At 59.9% G+C, this 16,287-nt stretch carries 10 protein-coding genes and 6 pseudogenes; 7 read left to right on the top strand and 9 right to left on the bottom strand.

What is annotated here, in order from left to right:
- Positions 1-202: pseudogene (istB, locus tag WN73_RS09505) on the top strand (IS21-like element IS1631 family helper ATPase IstB); the annotation flags it as partial.
- A 213-nt stretch (positions 203-415) separates the two neighbouring features.
- On the opposite strand, the gene WN73_RS09500 reads toward istB, so the two are convergent.
- Positions 416-946 carry an ATP-binding cassette domain-containing protein gene (locus WN73_RS09500; RefSeq protein ID WP_333937958.1) on the bottom strand — a complete coding sequence of 177 codons (531 nt, stop codon included), beginning with the start codon at positions 944-946 and terminating at the stop codon, positions 416-418.
- Positions 834-1,076, bottom strand: coding sequence for an ATP-binding cassette domain-containing protein (locus WN73_RS44360; RefSeq protein WP_333937957.1), 243 nt, complete (start codon positions 1,074-1,076; stop codon positions 834-836). Before WN73_RS44360 ends, WN73_RS09500 begins: the two co-directional genes overlap by 113 nt.
- 1,104 nt (positions 1,077-2,180) lie before the next feature.
- On the opposite strand from WN73_RS44360, the gene WN73_RS09495 reads away from it, so the two are divergent.
- On the top strand, positions 2,181-2,558 hold the full coding sequence (locus WN73_RS09495; protein ID WP_271552505.1) for a hypothetical protein: 378 nt from the start codon (positions 2,181-2,183) through the stop codon (positions 2,556-2,558).
- A 906-nt stretch (positions 2,559-3,464) separates the two neighbouring features.
- Here WN73_RS09495 and WN73_RS09485 read toward each other — a convergent pair.
- A complete protein-coding gene (locus WN73_RS09485; protein ID WP_271552506.1) occupies positions 3,465-3,764 on the bottom strand; it encodes a hypothetical protein in 300 nt (99 codons plus the stop codon).
- 36 nt (positions 3,765-3,800) lie between these two features.
- On the opposite strand from WN73_RS09485, the pseudogene istA reads away from it, so the two are divergent.
- Positions 3,801-4,885, top strand: a pseudogene (istA, locus tag WN73_RS09480) (IS21 family transposase); the annotation flags it as partial.
- Between the two features lie 219 nt (positions 4,886-5,104).
- Here istA and WN73_RS09475 read toward each other — a convergent pair.
- Together WN73_RS09475 and tnpB are read right to left on the bottom strand one after the other, a co-directional pair.
- Positions 5,105-6,796 carry an outer membrane beta-barrel protein gene (locus tag WN73_RS09475; protein WP_097669724.1) on the bottom strand — a complete coding sequence of 564 codons (1,692 nt, stop codon included), beginning with the start codon at positions 6,794-6,796 and terminating at the stop codon, positions 5,105-5,107.
- Positions 6,797-7,290: 494 nt separating this feature from the next.
- Positions 7,291-7,620: an IS66 family insertion sequence element accessory protein TnpB gene (gene tnpB, locus WN73_RS09470; RefSeq protein ID WP_271552504.1), complete on the bottom strand. Its 330-nt coding sequence runs from the start codon at positions 7,618-7,620 to the stop codon at positions 7,291-7,293.
- Positions 7,621-7,843: 223 nt separating this feature from the next.
- Between tnpB and WN73_RS09465 the strand changes: the two genes are divergently transcribed.
- Entirely contained in the window at positions 7,844-8,887 is a 1,044-nt protein-coding gene (locus WN73_RS09465; protein WP_271552502.1) for a hypothetical protein, read from the top strand.
- A gap of 163 nt (positions 8,888-9,050) precedes the next feature.
- Here the strand turns inward: WN73_RS09465 and WN73_RS09460 are convergent.
- Positions 9,051-9,422, bottom strand: a pseudogene (locus WN73_RS09460) (IS3 family transposase); the annotation flags it as partial.
- Positions 9,423-9,484: 62 nt separating this feature from the next.
- Between WN73_RS09460 and WN73_RS09455 the strand changes: the two are divergent.
- A pseudogene (locus WN73_RS09455) lies at positions 9,485-10,532 on the top strand (IS110 family transposase).
- A gap of 236 nt (positions 10,533-10,768) precedes the next feature.
- Here WN73_RS09455 and WN73_RS09450 read toward each other — a convergent pair.
- The 3 genes and pseudogenes from WN73_RS09450 to WN73_RS09440 all read right to left on the bottom strand — a co-directional run.
- Positions 10,769-11,031 (bottom strand): annotated as a pseudogene (locus tag WN73_RS09450) (transposase); the annotation flags it as partial.
- Between the two features lie 201 nt (positions 11,032-11,232).
- A pseudogene (locus tag WN73_RS09445) lies at positions 11,233-12,254 on the bottom strand (IS110 family transposase).
- A 348-nt stretch (positions 12,255-12,602) separates the two neighbouring features.
- Entirely contained in the window at positions 12,603-13,226 is a 624-nt protein-coding gene (locus WN73_RS09440; RefSeq protein WP_097669982.1) for a J domain-containing protein, read from the bottom strand.
- 413 nt (positions 13,227-13,639) lie between these two features.
- Between WN73_RS09440 and WN73_RS09435 the strand changes: the two genes are divergently transcribed.
- Positions 13,640-14,110, top strand: coding sequence for a hypothetical protein (locus tag WN73_RS09435; RefSeq protein WP_271552500.1), 471 nt, complete (start codon positions 13,640-13,642; stop codon positions 14,108-14,110).
- A gap of 286 nt (positions 14,111-14,396) precedes the next feature.
- Positions 14,397-15,746, top strand: coding sequence for a hypothetical protein (locus WN73_RS09430; RefSeq protein WP_271552499.1), 1,350 nt, complete (start codon positions 14,397-14,399; stop codon positions 15,744-15,746).
- Positions 15,747-16,287 lie beyond the last annotated feature (541 nt).

The raw sequence follows: 16,287 nt of genomic DNA, 5'->3' as shown, positions 1-16,287 counted from the left end.
GCGCTACAAACTGCGCCGCAGCGTCATCGTCACCTCCAATCGCGTCGTGCAGGATTGGGGGACATATCTGGGGGACAACACCATGAGCACGACGATCCTCGATCGCCTTATGCATCATTGCCATCTGCTTGAGTTCGACGGACGCAGCTATCGGCTCAAAGAAGCCGCTGAAGCTCTTGCCCGGGAAACAAACTCAAACTAACAGTCCCTTGTCCTGCCTCGCGGGTGGAGGAATTTGACTGACCACACCCGGAGGAATTTGAAGTGACCCGCGGGGGCAGCCGGAACGCTTGCGCGCGTCAGCCTTGCCGTCGCTTGAATTTCCGCTTCGAGAGATAACTCGCTAAAGTACTCCGCTGCGGTCCCGCAAAGGTAGGCCCAGGAGGCGAAACTAGTCGCGATAACAAACCATGAACTAGCGGTATTGAGGCACCGCCTCCCACCGCGTCTGGCCTCTGCGTCCTTGGCGCATGACCATGACGCGATCGCTGAGATGGCGGACAACACCGAGGTCATGCGAAATGAAGATGTAGCTCATGTTAAGATGCGCCTTCAGATCAGCAAGCAGGTCCAGCACTTGCGCCTGGATTAAGACATTGAGTGCCGAGACCGGTTCATCACAGACGATCACGGCGGGCCTTGGAGCGATCGCGCGGGCGATGGCAACGCGCTGACGCTGACCGCCCGAGAGTTCGATGGGTCGGCGATCCAAAAAGGCTCGTGATAGTCCGACCAGGTCAAGGAGCTGGACAACGCGCTTCTCGCGCTCGCCTTTGGTCTCCACGTCGCTCGCGAGGCTATCGGATATGATACGTCCCACAGTCCAGCGTGGATCAAAGGAGCTGAGGGGATCCTGGTAAATGACGGAGATAGCCCCGGCGTCGCGCCCTGCGCTCGCGTTCGGTGAGCGTGGTCCAGGCCTGCCCTTGAAGCAGAACGGCTCCATCGTCGGGCAGGTCAAGCGCGAGCGCCATTCCTGCCATCGTCGACTTGCCAGATCCGGACTCGCCGACGACGCCCAGCGTCTCGCCAGATCGCAGCTCAAAGGAGACATCGTCACCGACCGTCCGCAGCACGCCGTCTGGTCCTTTGAACCGCTTCACAAGATTTGCCGCGCTGAGCACGATGGGAAGGAATATCGATCGGAATTGCGCTGGTAATTGCTCCAGGGAGGGACATCGCAGCGCGGCGTCAACCAGCGTCTACGCCAAGGTGAACATCCAGGCGCTTCGCGAGGTCGGAGCGTAGGCCTCTAATGATGCTCACCCATGTTGTCGACGCCTATCTGGCCAAGCGACGATCACTGGGGCACCTTTCGAGTCCGCTGAGGTTCTGCTCCGCAGGTTCTGCCGAGCCAGGGGCAATCGAGATATCGGCGAAGTCGCTCCAAAGGCGGTAGCCGAGTTCCTCCAAGGCAAGGGATCGCTCAGTGCCACCTGGATGCTGCGATATAGGGTTTTGAGCAGCCATTATAAATTCGCCATCAGTCGAGGCTACGCGGCTTACTCCCACTACCGACAACGTTTCCAAAGCTGCCGCCGCAACAGACGCCGTATGTTTACTCCACGGAAGAATTGCGCCGCCTATTGGACGCGACCTCAATCCTGAAGACCGGGCTTCGCCCTCACGTGCCAGCTATGTACTACGCTCCTCTTGTTGCTGTACGGAAGCGGCATGCGCATTGGCGAGGCGCTTCGTTTGGACTTGTAAGACGTGGATCTGACTGATCAGGTCATCACCGTCCGTGACACGAAGTTCTTCAAAACGCGCCTCGTGCCAATCGGACCAAAGCTCAACCAGGAACTGGTCGAGTACGTCGAGCGCCGTCGTCGGCTCCCTCTGCCGCGCGGGCAGGAATTTCCATTATTCACTACGCGCGGCAGCGACCGCGCACTATGTGCGGGTCTTCTCCTGGTTTCAGCAGGTCCGCCGAGCCGCCGGAATCAATTGCCTGTCGGCGAGCCTCGACCTCCACGGCTGCACAATATTCGCCATACGGCCGCGGCGCATCGGGTGGTCGCAGGTATCGCTCCGGCCAGGAGGTGCAACGACTGCTTCAGCAACTCGCAACCTATCTCGGCACATCGATATCCGTTCAACCCAGCGCTATTTGCAAATGACGCCGGATCTCCTCCAGGCGGCCGGCAAGCGTTTTGCTCAGTACGCGACGGAGGCCGACCATGAAGGATAAGAGCCTGCTTGGTCCGTGGATCCGGCGTTTCTTGCTGGAACATCTGGTCGCCGAGCGCAATCCTTCCCGCACCACCCAAGCCAGCTACCGCGACACGCTGACATTGTTGCTGCCGTTCGCCAGCAAGCAGGGAGGCAGCGCCATCGATCGCATGACGGTGGAAGAGTTGGCGCCGGAAGTTGTCCTCGATCGCCAAGCAGCGAGGTCACCCGCAACGGCTGACGACCATCCATTCACTGGCGCGCTTTATCGGGACGCGTTCGCCGGTTCACCTGGCCTGGTTCCGAGATGCGGGCAGTGCCTTTCAAAAAGACCGCCAAGACCGCGGTCGGACACCTCGAAAAGGCCGATCTGGACGCGTTGCTAGACCAACCTGACAGACGCACGAGCCCTGGAGGCGCGACCATGTTCTGCTGCTTTTCCTATACAACAGCGGTGCTCGCGCCGATGAGGCAGCAAAATTGACAACCGCACGCTCCCTGAATGCTTCCAGCCCCGCGGATCTTAGTGATCGATCCGGATCGGCGTGCTTAATCCTGCTTGGTTGAGCTATCGGCGGGTTCACCGGCACCGCTACTTTCGGGCGAATATCGACGATGACCTTGCTGAAGCCACATCGACGGAGCGCTGGTTAGCGCTTTCTGTCCGACTTGCCGGAGAACTTCGACGGACGTCTCGCCTCGAGCTGCGGCTTCTAGAATTTTGGAAGCGACGTGCGCTCGGGTGCCGGTCTCGTGACGGGGCAGCCCTTTGCACACCTCATCCAGAACTCGACGGAGACAGGCTGTTGTTTCGGAGTCGAGCATAGAAGGTCTCCTCCAATGGAGCGGTACAATGACCACACTGCAAGCGCGAGATTCACGACATAAATATTATCAATGGGCTGGTGTGAACGCGAAGGAAATGGTCTTCTGAATTTCCTTACTTAAGGTTGCGCGATATGGATATACATTAAACGATGTCGCGTGTCATCAACCCTGATGTCTTGGCAGGACCGCCGACACATTCGGACAAGTCGTTCGATCGCTTGATGGTCTTCTCAGCGCCCAGCAGGGCCTCGCGGCTGAAGATATCCGCTCGCGGCGCGTCATCAATGATCGGCGATTTATTCGATGTCGCAAACCCGACGAGCTCCGTCGGATACGCAGATGACCCGCGTGCGCGATCCAGCTCACGTTCCGAGGAGATGTCTGCGCAATCTGCATGCCCAGCTCGAGCGCGGGAGCACCTCCTGAGTTAGCAGCACCGAAGAACATCACGGCTCTACTCCTGATCAAGACTCTGGCCCTTTCAAATACTCTAGAAGCGCCCGCCGTTCGGCGTCGGTCAATTCTGGCCCGATGACCCCAGGCGGCAGCTTCGTTATATCGGTTTCCTCGCCCTCAAAAGAATGCCCGCGATTGCTGTTCCCAAGCAGCGATACGTTGAAGTCCGTCAGGCCGGCCGCGCAGGCGTCGCTCGCTCGCACTTTCGCAACGAGCCCGACGTTAACAGGATCGAATTTGCGACTGCCAACGCAGAAAGAACTCGGCCGGCGGCCCTGCGGCAATAACATATCCTTCAGCGTCGGCACGGACCCGTTGAACCGGCGCGTGAACAGCTGACGTAGATCCGGATCTTCGAAGACCTGCGCGGCCGCGGCTATGACGGCGGTTACGATGCGGTGCGGCGTTACGCCGGGCGGTGGAGTAAGGAGCGCGGGCAATCGACCGCGGCTGCTTATGTCCGGCTGAGCTTTGCACCCGGCGAAGCCTACCAGTTCGACTGGAGCCACGTGGTCATTCTGCTGAGCGGCACCACGGTGATGGTGAAGGCCGCCCATGTCCGGCTCTGTCACAGCCGCATGCTGTTCGTGCGGGCCTATCCGCGGGAGACGCAGGAGATGGTGTTCGATGCCCACGAAGGGGCGTTCGCCCTGTTCAAGGGCATCTGCAGCCGGGGCATCTACGACAGCATGAAGACTGCGGTGAAGTCGATCTTTGTCGGCAAGGATCGTCGCTAGAAGCGCCGCTTTCAGCAGATGTGCAGCCACTATCTGATGGACCCGGTTGCCTGCTCGCCGGCGTCGGGCTGGGAGAAGGGCCATGTCGAGAACCAGGTCGGGCTGTTCCGAGAGCGCTTCTTCACGCCGCGGCTGCAGTTCAAAAACATGGACGAGCTAAACGCCTGGCTGCTCGACAAATGAATCGCCTACGCCAAAGCTCATCGCCATCCGGAGCTGGCCGATCAGACGATCTGGGACGTGTTCGAAACCGAACGGCCCAACTCGTTCCTTATGCCGCGCTTCGACGGCCTCCATGCGGTGACGGCATCGACGAAGACTTGCCTGGTGCGCTTCGATAACAACAATTACTCAGTCGCAGGCAGCGCAGTCGGACGCCCGGTCGAGGTCCAGGCTATACCGATCGCATCGTGATCCGCCAGGATGGAAGGATCCTTGCGGAGCATCCACGATCCTTCGGACGCGGCGAGACGACCTCCGATCCCTGGCATTATGTGCCGGTGCTGGCTCGCAAACCCGGCGCTTTGCGCAGTGGTGCTCCCTTCAAGGATTGAGTGCTGCCGGCCGCACTTGAGCGGATCCGGCGCGGGCTTGCCAGCACTGACGACGGCAATCGGCAGATGGTCGACATCCTCAACGCCTTGCTGACTGACGGTCTGCCCGCGGTGGAAGCCGCCTGTGCCGAAGCCCTCGAAGTACGAAGATGCGGTGGCGCTAATTGACACCCGAATGGGCGGGGGCTGCACGGTCCCTACATGGGCGGGAACCGTTCGAAACTTCAAACTGAGACACGACTCGAATTTCCATCGAGCTCGGGAGCCGCGGCAGCGCTCATATATAGCGCTGCCGTCCCTCCGGTCTAGGCCGGCCACAAAAACATTTGGCCTGCCCGGGCTTGCTGCCCGATTCAGTCAAAACTTGTAGGAGGTCTGAAAGAACGTTCCCCAACGCTCCATGCTGTACTTCGCAGGGGTGTGTGCACCGTAATTGAAAGAGACATCGCTGTCCCCCCCGGTCCACATCGCCCAATACCGGGCCCCAACACCAATGCTGAAGTTTTTGCTGAGAAAGTAAGACAATGTTCCTTCCACCTGAACGCCTGCACCACTTCGCCCGCGCTGATCGTAGAAAGCTGTTTCAGGGCGTAGAAGATGGTTGTCGCGACCAGTAAAGTCGGTCCACGGCAGGTAAGCAACGTCGGCGCTCACGCGCCAGCGCTCGAGCAGCATCGCCTCTGCGCTCATGCCGATACGCGGCGCATTCCAATTGGTGTCTTGACTGCCGGTGAGCCGTTTCGATAGCGGTACCGCGCACGGCCCCACCGGCGAGGCGATCTGCGCGCATCCCCTGGAATCCGATTTTTGGCCGTAGTAGCCCCATCCGAAAAAGGCGCCTAATTTGTAGGCCTTATCGCGCAGAAAGTCATATCCGGCGTCGGCCGTGTAGTACATGAATTTCCCATTCGCCTGGTCTGATAACGTGTTGGTATAGCCGAGGCCGCTGAGACTTGAATCCTCGTCGTTCATCTTTCCCTTCTCGAAGCGTCCGAGGCCAACATTGCCCTTCATGAATATTCCCCAGGGACTATCAAGACGTGCGAAAAGCTCGCCGGAAATGCCGTCCAGCCCATGATAGGTGAGCCTCGAACTCGGAATGACGCTATCGCCAGGCATCAGAGGTGGAAGATTGTAGTCCCATTGGAATGTCCCCCTGCTGAGCCAGACCCGTGAGCCGCCTTCAATCGACCAATCATCGGGATATGCACGATGACCGCCCCCCCCTCCGTCGTTGAACAGCGATCCACGGGACCATTCCGGCTGACTCGGGCCGCTTCCGAAATGATAATTCAAGCCGATCTTTCCAACTTGGTAACTGCTCGATAAGTTGCTTGCGCTGGCGGGGATGACGGCGAGCGGCGGGAACTGCATGGTCGGAGGCGTCGCCAGGGGCGGTCCAGCAAACCTCATATAGTCGTATTCAAATTTGAGCGACCAAGCGGCCGTCAAGGCTTGCTCCACACCGAATCCGACAGTCCATCCGAAACGACCGTAGTCAAATTGCGTAGTGTGCTGCGGAAATCCGGGAGACCCGTCATCGTGAAATTCGTCATTGTTAGCGATGCTCCCGCGATTGTTCTGCCAGGCTGCGCCGGCCTTGGCATAGGTGAGCGTGCGACCCTGGGCACCAAAAGTGTAACCGATCCGAGCGGTGCCTGTGACAAAGACGTTCGGACCTGCCTTGCAGGTGGCGATCACAACATTACCGGAGAAGGCAAGACAGCTATTTGTGCCGTCGGACACAGCATGGCTTACATCCAACTCGGCGCCAAGAACCCATCCGTTGCTTTGCCAATTGTAGCCGATCTGACCGCCGGCGAGGAATATTGGCGTGTTGACGATGTCGCCATAGATTGATGGCCCGTAGGGATTGGTGAAGGACGTGCGGCCATAACCACCACCGCCGTGAAAGCCAACATATCCTCCAGTCCAGCTCCACAATGTCGACGAGACTCTCGCCGCCGGGGTCAGGTCCGCTGAGTTAGCGAGACTGCATGTTGCAAGCGAAACTACTGCCGCGCCGCAAACAAGAACTCCACTTCGCATATCACCTCACAAACAACATGCGCGCCATTCGCAACGTAGCCCGAACGGTCGTTGTTCTGGCGCCGCTCCCATGACGGTCGCAGTGAGCAGAATCCGTGCCACCCTGAATACTGCGTATTCGATGTTTTTTTTCCATGGCCACGTCGGATAGCCGACAAGACCGGTCACAGCTGCGACAAGTCGGGCGTTTGAGCGCCGAGGTGCGCAATCATCGCAGTGTCAAGGCGCGTGTACCCGGCGGCTAACACAGAAGCCCGTCGGGCGTCCGGCGCTGACATGGGTCCACTCCAAGGAGTGTGTGGTGAGGTCCGTCGATGCGATCGGCGCGTCAGGTGGTAGCAACGAGGGTGAATTCTGCGGCGTCGCGCTTTACTACTTGGCGATCGCGACCTGGGTCCCATTTAAACAAGCACGCCTCCGCCTTGACCGCTCTGAAAATGTCCATCAGCGTCGCTCCGGCGCGTGCAACATTCGCCCTTACCTTCATCGCGATCTCAGGTGAGGCGCGTGCATGCGCGTCCAATCCATGCCGCCCTGAAGTGCTGACAGCTGGACGCATTCATCCGCATCGCGCCGGCCATGATGGGAGGCCATTTGAAGCTACTGCCATCAAGCCGCTTCCAGTACCTCACAAGGCCGCTGCCATCCCAGACGACAATCTTCACCCGATCGGCGCGCTTCGCACGGAACACCACCGCCACGCCCTTCATCGGGTCATGGCCCAGCGTCTCCTTCGCCAGCAACGCTAAGCCCTCCGCACCCTTCCTGAAGTCGACAGGTTGCGTCGCCACATAGATCATGAGGCTCGCGGGCATCGTCAGCATGAACGTGTCCGTCGCAGTGCCAGCAACACATCGCTCAACACAGCAAGGCCAGGCGCCCCGCGCAACTCCACGCGCGCGCCCTGGAACTCAACCGTCACAATGGCTGCCTCCGGCGACCCGGAGGGCTCTGTGGCCGCCGGCAACGCTGATTCCGACACCACCGGCACGAACGACAGTCCGCTGCACGCGCTGCGGTCGTAAGCTCACACTCCGGTACTCCGGCATGGAGAACCATATCCCGCGCTACAGCTGCAACCGCGCCTGGATGGATAATGGCGGGGCCCACTGCATCGCCTTCGGCGGACTGCGCGTCGATGACGCCATCGAGGAATCGCTGCTTGGAGTCGTCGGTCCGGGCGCTGTCGCCGCCGCAACCGCTGCCGCCAAGGGAGCCAGGGAACGGCGCGATCAGGTACGCGATGCTCTCAGTTGCGACCTCGAAGCGGCGCGCTATGCCGCCGACAGGGCTTTCCGGCAATACGATGCCGCTGATCCCGCGAACCGGCTGGTGGCCAGTGAGGTGGAAGCGCGCTGGAACAGGGCGCTCGCTCACTCGGCGGAGGTTGAGGCCAAGATCGCCATGCATGATGCGGCGACGCCCGCACCCATTGCCGATCCAGTCTCGCTCGTCGTTCTGGCCTCGAACCTCAAAACGGTCTGGGATGCGCCGACGACGGATGCTCGCCTCAAGAAGCGCATTGTGCGCACCCTCATCCATGAGGTCGTGGCCGATATCGACGACGCGGCCTCGGAGATCGTTCTCATCGTCCATTGGGTGGGGGGCGCCCACAGCGAGTTGCGCTTGCCGAAGCGCCGGCGCGGACAGCGCAACAGCACCTCTGCCGATATCGTCCAGGCCGTGCGTCAACTGGTGCTGATCGCCAGCGACGATCTGATTGCCGGCCTCCTCAATCGCAACGGCCTCAAGACCGGTAACGGCAATCGCTGGACCCGCGAGCGCGTCACATCAATGCGCTCGAACTACCACATCGCGGTGTTCAAGCCTGCCGAGGACGGGATCGAGCCATGGCTCAACCTTGGCAACGCCGCAAAGCTCCCGAAGATCGCGCCTAAGACGCTCCGGCTGGCCGCTGAAGCCGGCGAGATCGAATCCATCCATCCTCTTCCGGATAGTCCTTGGATCTTCGCCCACACCTGGCTGATAACCACTGCTGCTCAATCTATCGCCGAACGAGCGCGACAGAACCCAAAATACCCCGCGGGATCGCATCCCGCTCAACAAACTCTCTTCTCTTCAATCACATAGCCAGATGGGTGTTCTGATGCGCAGTTGTAGTATCAGCGCCAAGTCTCCACTTTTTCCTGGGCGTCTGCAAGGGACAGGAACCAATGGGCCTTGAGGCATTCGGCCCGGAAGCGGCGTTGAACGCCTCGATAAAGGCGCTGTCGGTTGGCTAGCCCGGCCTTGAGAAGTCCAGCGACCAGCGCGCGTTGGGCCTCGCCTCGACCAGGATCGGGGCTCGGGTCCCCACGGCCTTGCGGCGAGCCCGCCGCTTGCGGACGGTGAGCCCTTCCTCGCGATAAAGCAGGTAGATCCGATTGATCCCCGACGGCTCGCCCTCCCGGCGCAGCAGGACGAACAGCCGGCGGTAGCCAAAACGTCGCCGCTCGTTGGCGAGGTCACGCAGCCGGCCACGAAGAGCCGCGTCCGGAGGACGGCTGGAGCGATAGCGGATCATCTTCCGATCCGCGCCCACGATCGAGCAGGCCCGCCGTTCCGACAGGCTCATGACAGCCTGCAGATGCGCGACCGCAGCGCGCTCGGCGGCGGGCCCTACCATTAATGGGATGACCCGCCCCATCCTCTCGGTCAGACTGAGTTGGCCTTTAAAAGGAGGAAGCAATGAGGACACGGAACAAACCCAGGCCGGCAACGGTGTTTGGGATCGAAATTGGCAAGAACCTTTTCCACGTCGTTGGGCTCGACGCCGCCGGAATGCCGATCCAGAAGGCGACGTTTCGGCGAGGTCTTGCAGTTCTTCGAACGCGCCGGGCCGGCTCTGGTGGGGATGGAAGCCTGCTCCGGCTCGCAATGGTTGGCACGCAAGATCGCCGCGATGGGGCATACCGTCCGCATTATTCCGGCTCAATTCGTCAAGCCTTATGTAAAGTCCAACAAAAGTGACATCATCGATGCCGCAGCGATCGCGGAAGCAGTGACGCGACCAACAATGCGCTTCGTCGAGATACGGTCGCCTGAACACATTGACCTACAAGCGCTGCATCGTGTTCGCGATAGATGATTTCGCAACGGACGTGTCTCATAAATCAGATGCGGGCTTTTTGCCTGGAATATGGGATCGCTATTCACCAGGGCGCCGGCAAGTGCAAGGCAGATCTGCCGAGGGTTTTGGCAGATGAATCGAATGATCTAACGTCGGCCATGCGTCGCATTCTTGCATCTACATTCGACGAGCTGCGGCAGCTGGAGCTGCGGATTGCTGAAGTCAACCGCGAGATTGAGGCGATTGCCTCTCAAAGCGATACCGCACGTCGATTAATGACTATCCCGGGCATTGGTCCACTCGCGGCGACGGCGCTTTTTGGCAGCAGCTGGATCTGCCCGACAGTTCAAAAAGGCCCGCGATATGGCAGCTTGGCGGGGTCTTGTTCCCAGAGAATACTCTACGGGAGGCAAAACGAAGCTGCTGGGGACAAGCAAGCGCGGCAACCGATATCTGCGCCGGATGATCATCCGCGGCGCCCGCTCCTGCGTGACACACCTTGATCGCTCGCGATATCACCTTCGCGCCTGGCTTGATGGACTTCAGGCACGCATGCACACTAACAAGGTCACCGTCGCCCTGGCGGCAAAGATTGCGCGGATCGCGTGGGTAGTGATAACTAAGCCCGGCGCAAGCTACGAACGGCGGGATCCGGCCTTTAGCTGATCCCGTTTATTCCAGACTGCGAGGCTCGTGAAAGTGATGACGAGACAGTCGATCGGCGCGCCGTAAGCCCTGTGCAAAAAAGCGGGTTTTGAGCCCGGACCATTTATCTGGGAACGGCACGCGCGGATCTCATCATGGCCTGGCCGCAACAGCGGCCCACTTGCAAGAGGCCGGATACATTTGTGCAGACTGCATCGTCCTGATCGAAACGACCCTTGCACGGGCGGGGCGGGTCATACATTTTTTGAAAGGAGCTCGCGAAGCGCTGCCGCATCGAACATCTGCTCGGCAAGAAGCTTCTTCAGCTTCGCGTTCTCCTCCTCCAATGCCTCAGCCGCTTGGCCTCGGAGACATCCATGCCGCCAAATTTGGCCTTCCAATTGTTGATCGTCGCTTCGGAGATCCCGTGCTTGCGCGCGAGGTCAGCCGTCTTAGCCCCGGCCTCATGCTCCTTCAACACCGCGATAATCTGCTTCTGTATTCGGTCTGCTTCTGTCAATCCCTTAAGAGCACGTGCCGCGGGTACCTTGCTTCTGTTCGTGGTCGGCAAAGCCGCCACACGATGGGATTCGGTTGAATGGTCGGTTCAAGCTCTTCGGCGTAGTCACCCGACCTGGAGGGCGGATGCCACGACAGATCATACGAACTCGACCATCCCCACGCCCCGCGACGGGCGTCTCTTGGGATGGCGATGGCGTTCTTACGCCACCGCCGTCCATCGGAATTCCGGTTCCATCAACCCACATTCGGTGAAGGATGACAGCCATCTCTCTGGCCAGCGCGACCTTCGCACGCTTGCTTCCTTGCCGGTGGGCAACACGCACCGCCCAGGCCTTCATCGGAGACCATCGGGTTGATGGCCTGAGAACGACGTTGGCAGCTTCGAACAGGGCTGTGCGCGTCTCTCCATCTCCGACTTTTGTGAGCCGTCCCACCCGATCAACCTCGCCAGATTGGTATCGTCGGGGCGTCAACCCGAGATAGGCGCCGACGGATTGGGAATGCAGGAATCGCCTGGGATCGTCCACAGTGGAGCGGAAGGTCAACGCAGAGACTGGGCCGATCCCCGGCATCGTCATCAAGAGCCGACAAGCCGGGTCACTGCGCACGGTCTTCAGAACCAGGCGATGTAGTCGGGCGTACTCCCGCATCAGCGCTTCGCGTCCGGCAAGCAGCGGATTCATGATCGCCTCGAGCAAGGCGTCATCGCCGACCAACTCACGAACTCTCGTCGCGAACAGAGTCCGCGAGACGATTCCGACTTTGAGACCGAGCGGACGCAGAAGTCCGCGGATGACTTGCTCTGCGGCAGCGATGGAGCGAACGATATGCTTGCGAGCCGCGGCCAGCGTCCGCGCCCTTTGGCTGCCGATGCTCTTGACGTGAACAGGCTTGAACCATCCCGTTCTCACCACCTGCGCGATCCCACGGGCGTCATTCCGATCGGTCTTCACCGGCATGGCCGAAAGCGCCGCCTTTAACTTGGCGGGCTTCCAAACTGATGGCCGGCAGCCCCAGTTCGATTAGATTTGCGGTCAGCCATTCTGACGTCGGTCCTGCCTCAAGGCCCACCCGTTCAACTTGATCAGCCCATGGTTCGAGATACTGCACAATCGATGGCGCATCCGCCAACGTCGTTCCCTCCCGGATAAGCTTTCCGGTCTCGTCCACCGCACATACCGCAACGGAATTCAGCGAAACGTCGAGGCCAACGTAGATCATGGCTTTTCCTCCTTGAATGGAATTGGTCCATGATCGTCAGTCAAAACGTGCTGCGCGGCAAATAGGCCAGGCGATCGGGACCGAATACCCCATCTCTTCCGTGAACCTTGCTCGCTTCATTTGTCCGTCCTTCTTCAGGCCGGACTCTAACTCCTTCTGGAGGAAATACTCACGGGCAGGTCAGGGCGAAATGAGACGAACCGCTCAAGATGTCGATTGTTCGCCATCCTCGGCCGAACGCGTTAGCCAGGGAATTAACGGCCAGCGAACCAGAGCAAAGCGAGTAATGTCTGGGTGGTTCCGTCCTCCACGGCTGATGCGCCGTTGAGACCCACTGAGATATCCGGGCTAGCTATCGCGCACTACCGTCTTGAGATAATGGTAGGCCTTGATGATCTCGACCAGGCGATCCTCCGTGGAGCGGTCGCCGCCATTGGCATCTGGATGGTGCTGCTTGACCATCGCCTTGTACTTCGCCTTGATATCGCCGAGCGTCGCATTGGCATTCAAGCCCATCACCTGCAACGCTTTCCGCTCGGCATTTAAAATCTTGCGCGCCTCAGGCTTGGCCTTCGCGCGGGGGCGCGCACCGGCGCGTCCGTTCAGCTCGAGGAGCGTGCAGAGGGCATGCCAGTCGTTCTCGAAATCGGCCGCGCTGCCGGTCATTTCGCTGGTGCTGATGTTCTCGCCCATCTTCCAGGTCGGACGATGGCCGGTCAGCGCGTCGTTCTGGTAGCGCGCGACCGCTTCCGCGTCCATGCCCGAGAAGAAATTGTAGGACTTATTGTATTCGCGAACATGGTCGATGCAGAAGTGCCAATATTCACGCTCATTGTCGCGGCCCTTGGGCGCCGGATGGGTAGCTTTGTTCTGGCAACCAGGCCATTCGCATAGCGCCGCGGTCTGGCGCTCTTGCGCTTCCTTCTTGTTGATGCGAATGGAGTCGAAGATTTTGGATGTGTCGATCAGCATGACCGGGCTCCGTTGGCGGAGCGGCAGTTAACAGCGCCGCTTGTCTGCTAGAGAATTGGTTGGACGGCAAGTTGGATCTGTCTCGGCCTCTGCGTCTAGTTGGTGGCATGATGTAGCAGGCACTTCCTAGCAATCGACATGCCAGGACTCGCGAGCTTGGTTCAGACAATCATCTCTTTGCGATTCAGATCGCCTCGATTGCAATTGCTGTCGGGTTCTGCACATAGAGGTCTTGAATGGGACCGGGGGTGAATACAAAGAATACGGGAGCTACACAGGAAGGGTAATGACGCGCTCAGAGAGGGCAGCGTGTCCACGCGGATGACGAACCTGCGAGAACTTCTCCAGGGAGCCGATACGATCGAAGGAGACGATCAACATCCTGCCCTTCGGTCAGCCGTCTGCGGTTGATCATGCACCGCTACAAATTCCTGTCGACAGGCGATCCAGGAGGCGCTTTCGGCCCCGCCGGAAAGGATGCAACGAACCTTTCACCTTCAGTGATTCTGGGCCTGAATAACCAATCGCAGAGGGAATACGAGCGCTGGCAGCAAAAGGCCGTCGACGTACTCAAAGACATCCCGAGGGGGCTCGGAACGGCAAGAAGAAGCCCATGCAGGATCTCAATGGCGCCAAGGCGAGCGGTCGCGGAGCATGCACTTGATACCTTCGCCGAGAGCCGCGCCAAACATGCGCGCGACGTTGATTACCTGACAAGGGTCGCCAATCTAGGGCCTACCGGCTTTCTAAGACTTTCCTGCCGAGCACCAGAGCCAGCTGAGAACTACAATCCGATCGAGAGGATCCGCCGCGGTGCGGCAACCGAGTGTGTGAGCCAAGGAACCGTTGTCGCCACAAACCGTAAGATTTATGATGAAAGTTGATCGAGATGGCGTCGAAGTTGGGTTGACGAAGAGCCCCAATTAGTTGCCGAGATCGTGGCGTCGTCAGAGTGCCGAGGGCGTTGAGCTCGTCCCGAACACGCAAAGCCATACCGCCCGCTCCGCTTCCTCACCAGTCGCGGTCAGGAGCGGCGAAATGACTGATCTGAGATCACAATCCGGTAAGTCTCTAAGCGCGTCAGCTTGTCGACAGCTGGTCCTAATAGAGCGAGAGAGAGCGACACTATCGGCTCGGCATTGCCAACCGACTCAAACCCGGGGAGTTGACATGGACCCATTTAACAGCATCAACCCATTCGACCGTGACCACGCCGCAGTGTCACAACCGCAACAGCAGCAAGCGGAATTTGAGCCGTACTTGGATGAAGTGCCGCAGCTTGATGCCCCTGCCGTTGCAGAGATTCCTGGTTTTTCAGATCGCTACTATCTTCCTCTGTCTGAGGAAGAGCATAGCCTCATCGAGGCTTTGGAACTTGGGCACCAGGGGGCCCACGGTCCTCATCCCGAAGACGCCGTCACCAGACACCTCGTGGACACCGCTGCCCAGCACAGCGCGCCGCGGGAAGCTTGGACTTGGCCGAAAGAGCTGCCTGCGGAAGGTCACGATCAGAACCCGCTGCGGGGGATGATGAGCGAACCGACCCTAACATCGTCTCTCCCAACCGCGCGCGACCACCAGGGACCGGATCGCGGCAAAGCCGTTCTCCAGTTCAACTGGAGCGACGGCTACCAGCAGGCTCGGAACGAGCTGACCGGGAGTGCTCCCTTTTCAAGTCACGAGGCCCTCATGGGTGAGGATTACACCGGTGAGTTGAGGCCTGGGAAGAGGCAGAGGACGCTAAGCCAGCCGGAACTGGATGCCATTGAGCGCCAGCTGAGCGAGCCGGGCAATTCAATGGCGCGTGTGCTGATGGAAAGCGCCGGCGCACCGCTTCAGGCCAGCGGTCCGCTCGTCCTTCCTGCAGAAGGCGACGATCAGGATTTGCTGTGGGCGATGGTGGGAAACGCCGGCCCATCGGCGTCTCTCGAGCCAACCGAGGGTCATCACCAAGGGCTGCATTCGGAATCGGCCGTTATTCCCTTCAATTTCCGGCAGGGCGACCAGCACGCGTCCGCTGCGCTTGACCGTAGCGGCATCCCGCCGAGCCAGGACAGCCGACCCAACAGCTTTATCGTTCACAATGACCGCTACACGGCGCTATTCGTGCCCGCGGCGGCGATGAGGCCAAGCACCCCACTCAATGCGCCAGGCCCTGCCATTCCTCTCGGATCTCGAGCGGAAAACGTTCCGCAGCCCAGCGCGCAGCCAGCAAATCGAGCCTCACCAGCGCTGCTTGGACGTTCGATGGAGCATGCCGCTCCGGCGTCCTCCAGGGCTGAGAGGACGTTTCCGGCGGCCCGCGAGGTTTATGCTGCATCATTCGCCGTTCCCGAGAATTTTTCGCACGGCACCCAACCCGCCTCGCACACGATGCTCTCGATGCTCGGCCGCTGGGGCCTCTTGCCGGACGCGGCGCAGCCGGTAAAGCAATACGACATTCGCGGCGAGCTCTACACCGCCCTCCTAGGGCCGGGAGGGCCCAACGACGTTCGGCTCATTCATCACCCGACAATGTAGATGCCGAGGGGCAATCCCACGCTAGGAGCCCGTCCACATAGCTTCGGTATTGGACTTCTTATTGGATCATAGCTTGCTCCAGCGCGTCTTGCGAGCTTGGCGCGGTTCCCCGGGCGCGGGTGAGCGCTACCCGGCCCGATTAACTTTGCGCGATCATCGCTGTGCGGCTCCTCGTTGAGCCGCACAGCCATCGCCCTTTGATCTTTCCGAGCGCCGAAGCTGCGAAGAACACCTACGGTATTATTACCGTTGCGTTTTACAGCACTGCCATTGATTGGGGCCTCGGCCCCGAGACAGGGGGACGCATCCTCCGAGTAAAGAGGCTGCTTTCCGTGCCCGTTGAACAGGCGTCGGCTGAGCTTAGCTAGCTGCAGATGGATGTTGGTCGTCCATTAGCCTCAGATGCATATCCTGGTCGTGGCGTACCGGCAGAAAGCTCCTCTGGCCAACGAGGCACTGCCCGGCACCTCGTCGATCCGCCTCGAGCCGTTCAGTACATATCTCAGGGGTCAGCAATGGTCCGGGATACCGTGTCATCACT

It is taken from the genome of Bradyrhizobium sp. CCBAU 45394 (assembly GCF_028128655.1).
Taxonomy (GTDB): Bacteria; Pseudomonadota; Alphaproteobacteria; order Rhizobiales; family Xanthobacteraceae; genus Bradyrhizobium; species Bradyrhizobium diazoefficiens.
Note: the sequence above shows the minus strand (reverse complement) of the source record. Positions and strands in the feature narration are given on the sequence as shown.

Bases quoted from the DNA above. Each gene is read 5' to 3' on its own strand.
- WN73_RS09500 (WP_333937958.1), bottom strand. From the start codon at position 946: ATGGAGCCGTTCTGCTTCAAGGGCAGGCCTGGACCACGCTCACCGAAC.
- WN73_RS09495 (WP_271552505.1), top strand. From the start codon at position 2,181: ATGAAGGATAAGAGCCTGCTTGGTCCGTGGATCCGGCGTTTCTTGCTG.
- WN73_RS09475 (WP_097669724.1), bottom strand. From the start codon at position 6,796: ATGCGAAGTGGAGTTCTTGTTTGCGGCGCGGCAGTAGTTTCGCTTGCA.
- tnpB (WP_271552504.1), bottom strand. From the start codon at position 7,620: ATGCTGACGATGCCCGCGAGCCTCATGATCTATGTGGCGACGCAACCT.
- WN73_RS09465 (WP_271552502.1), top strand. From the start codon at position 7,844: ATGGAGAACCATATCCCGCGCTACAGCTGCAACCGCGCCTGGATGGAT.
- WN73_RS09440 (WP_097669982.1), bottom strand. From the start codon at position 13,226: ATGCTGATCGACACATCCAAAATCTTCGACTCCATTCGCATCAACAAG.
- WN73_RS09435 (WP_271552500.1), top strand. From the start codon at position 13,640: ATGCACCGCTACAAATTCCTGTCGACAGGCGATCCAGGAGGCGCTTTC.
- WN73_RS09430 (WP_271552499.1), top strand. From the start codon at position 14,397: ATGGACCCATTTAACAGCATCAACCCATTCGACCGTGACCACGCCGCA.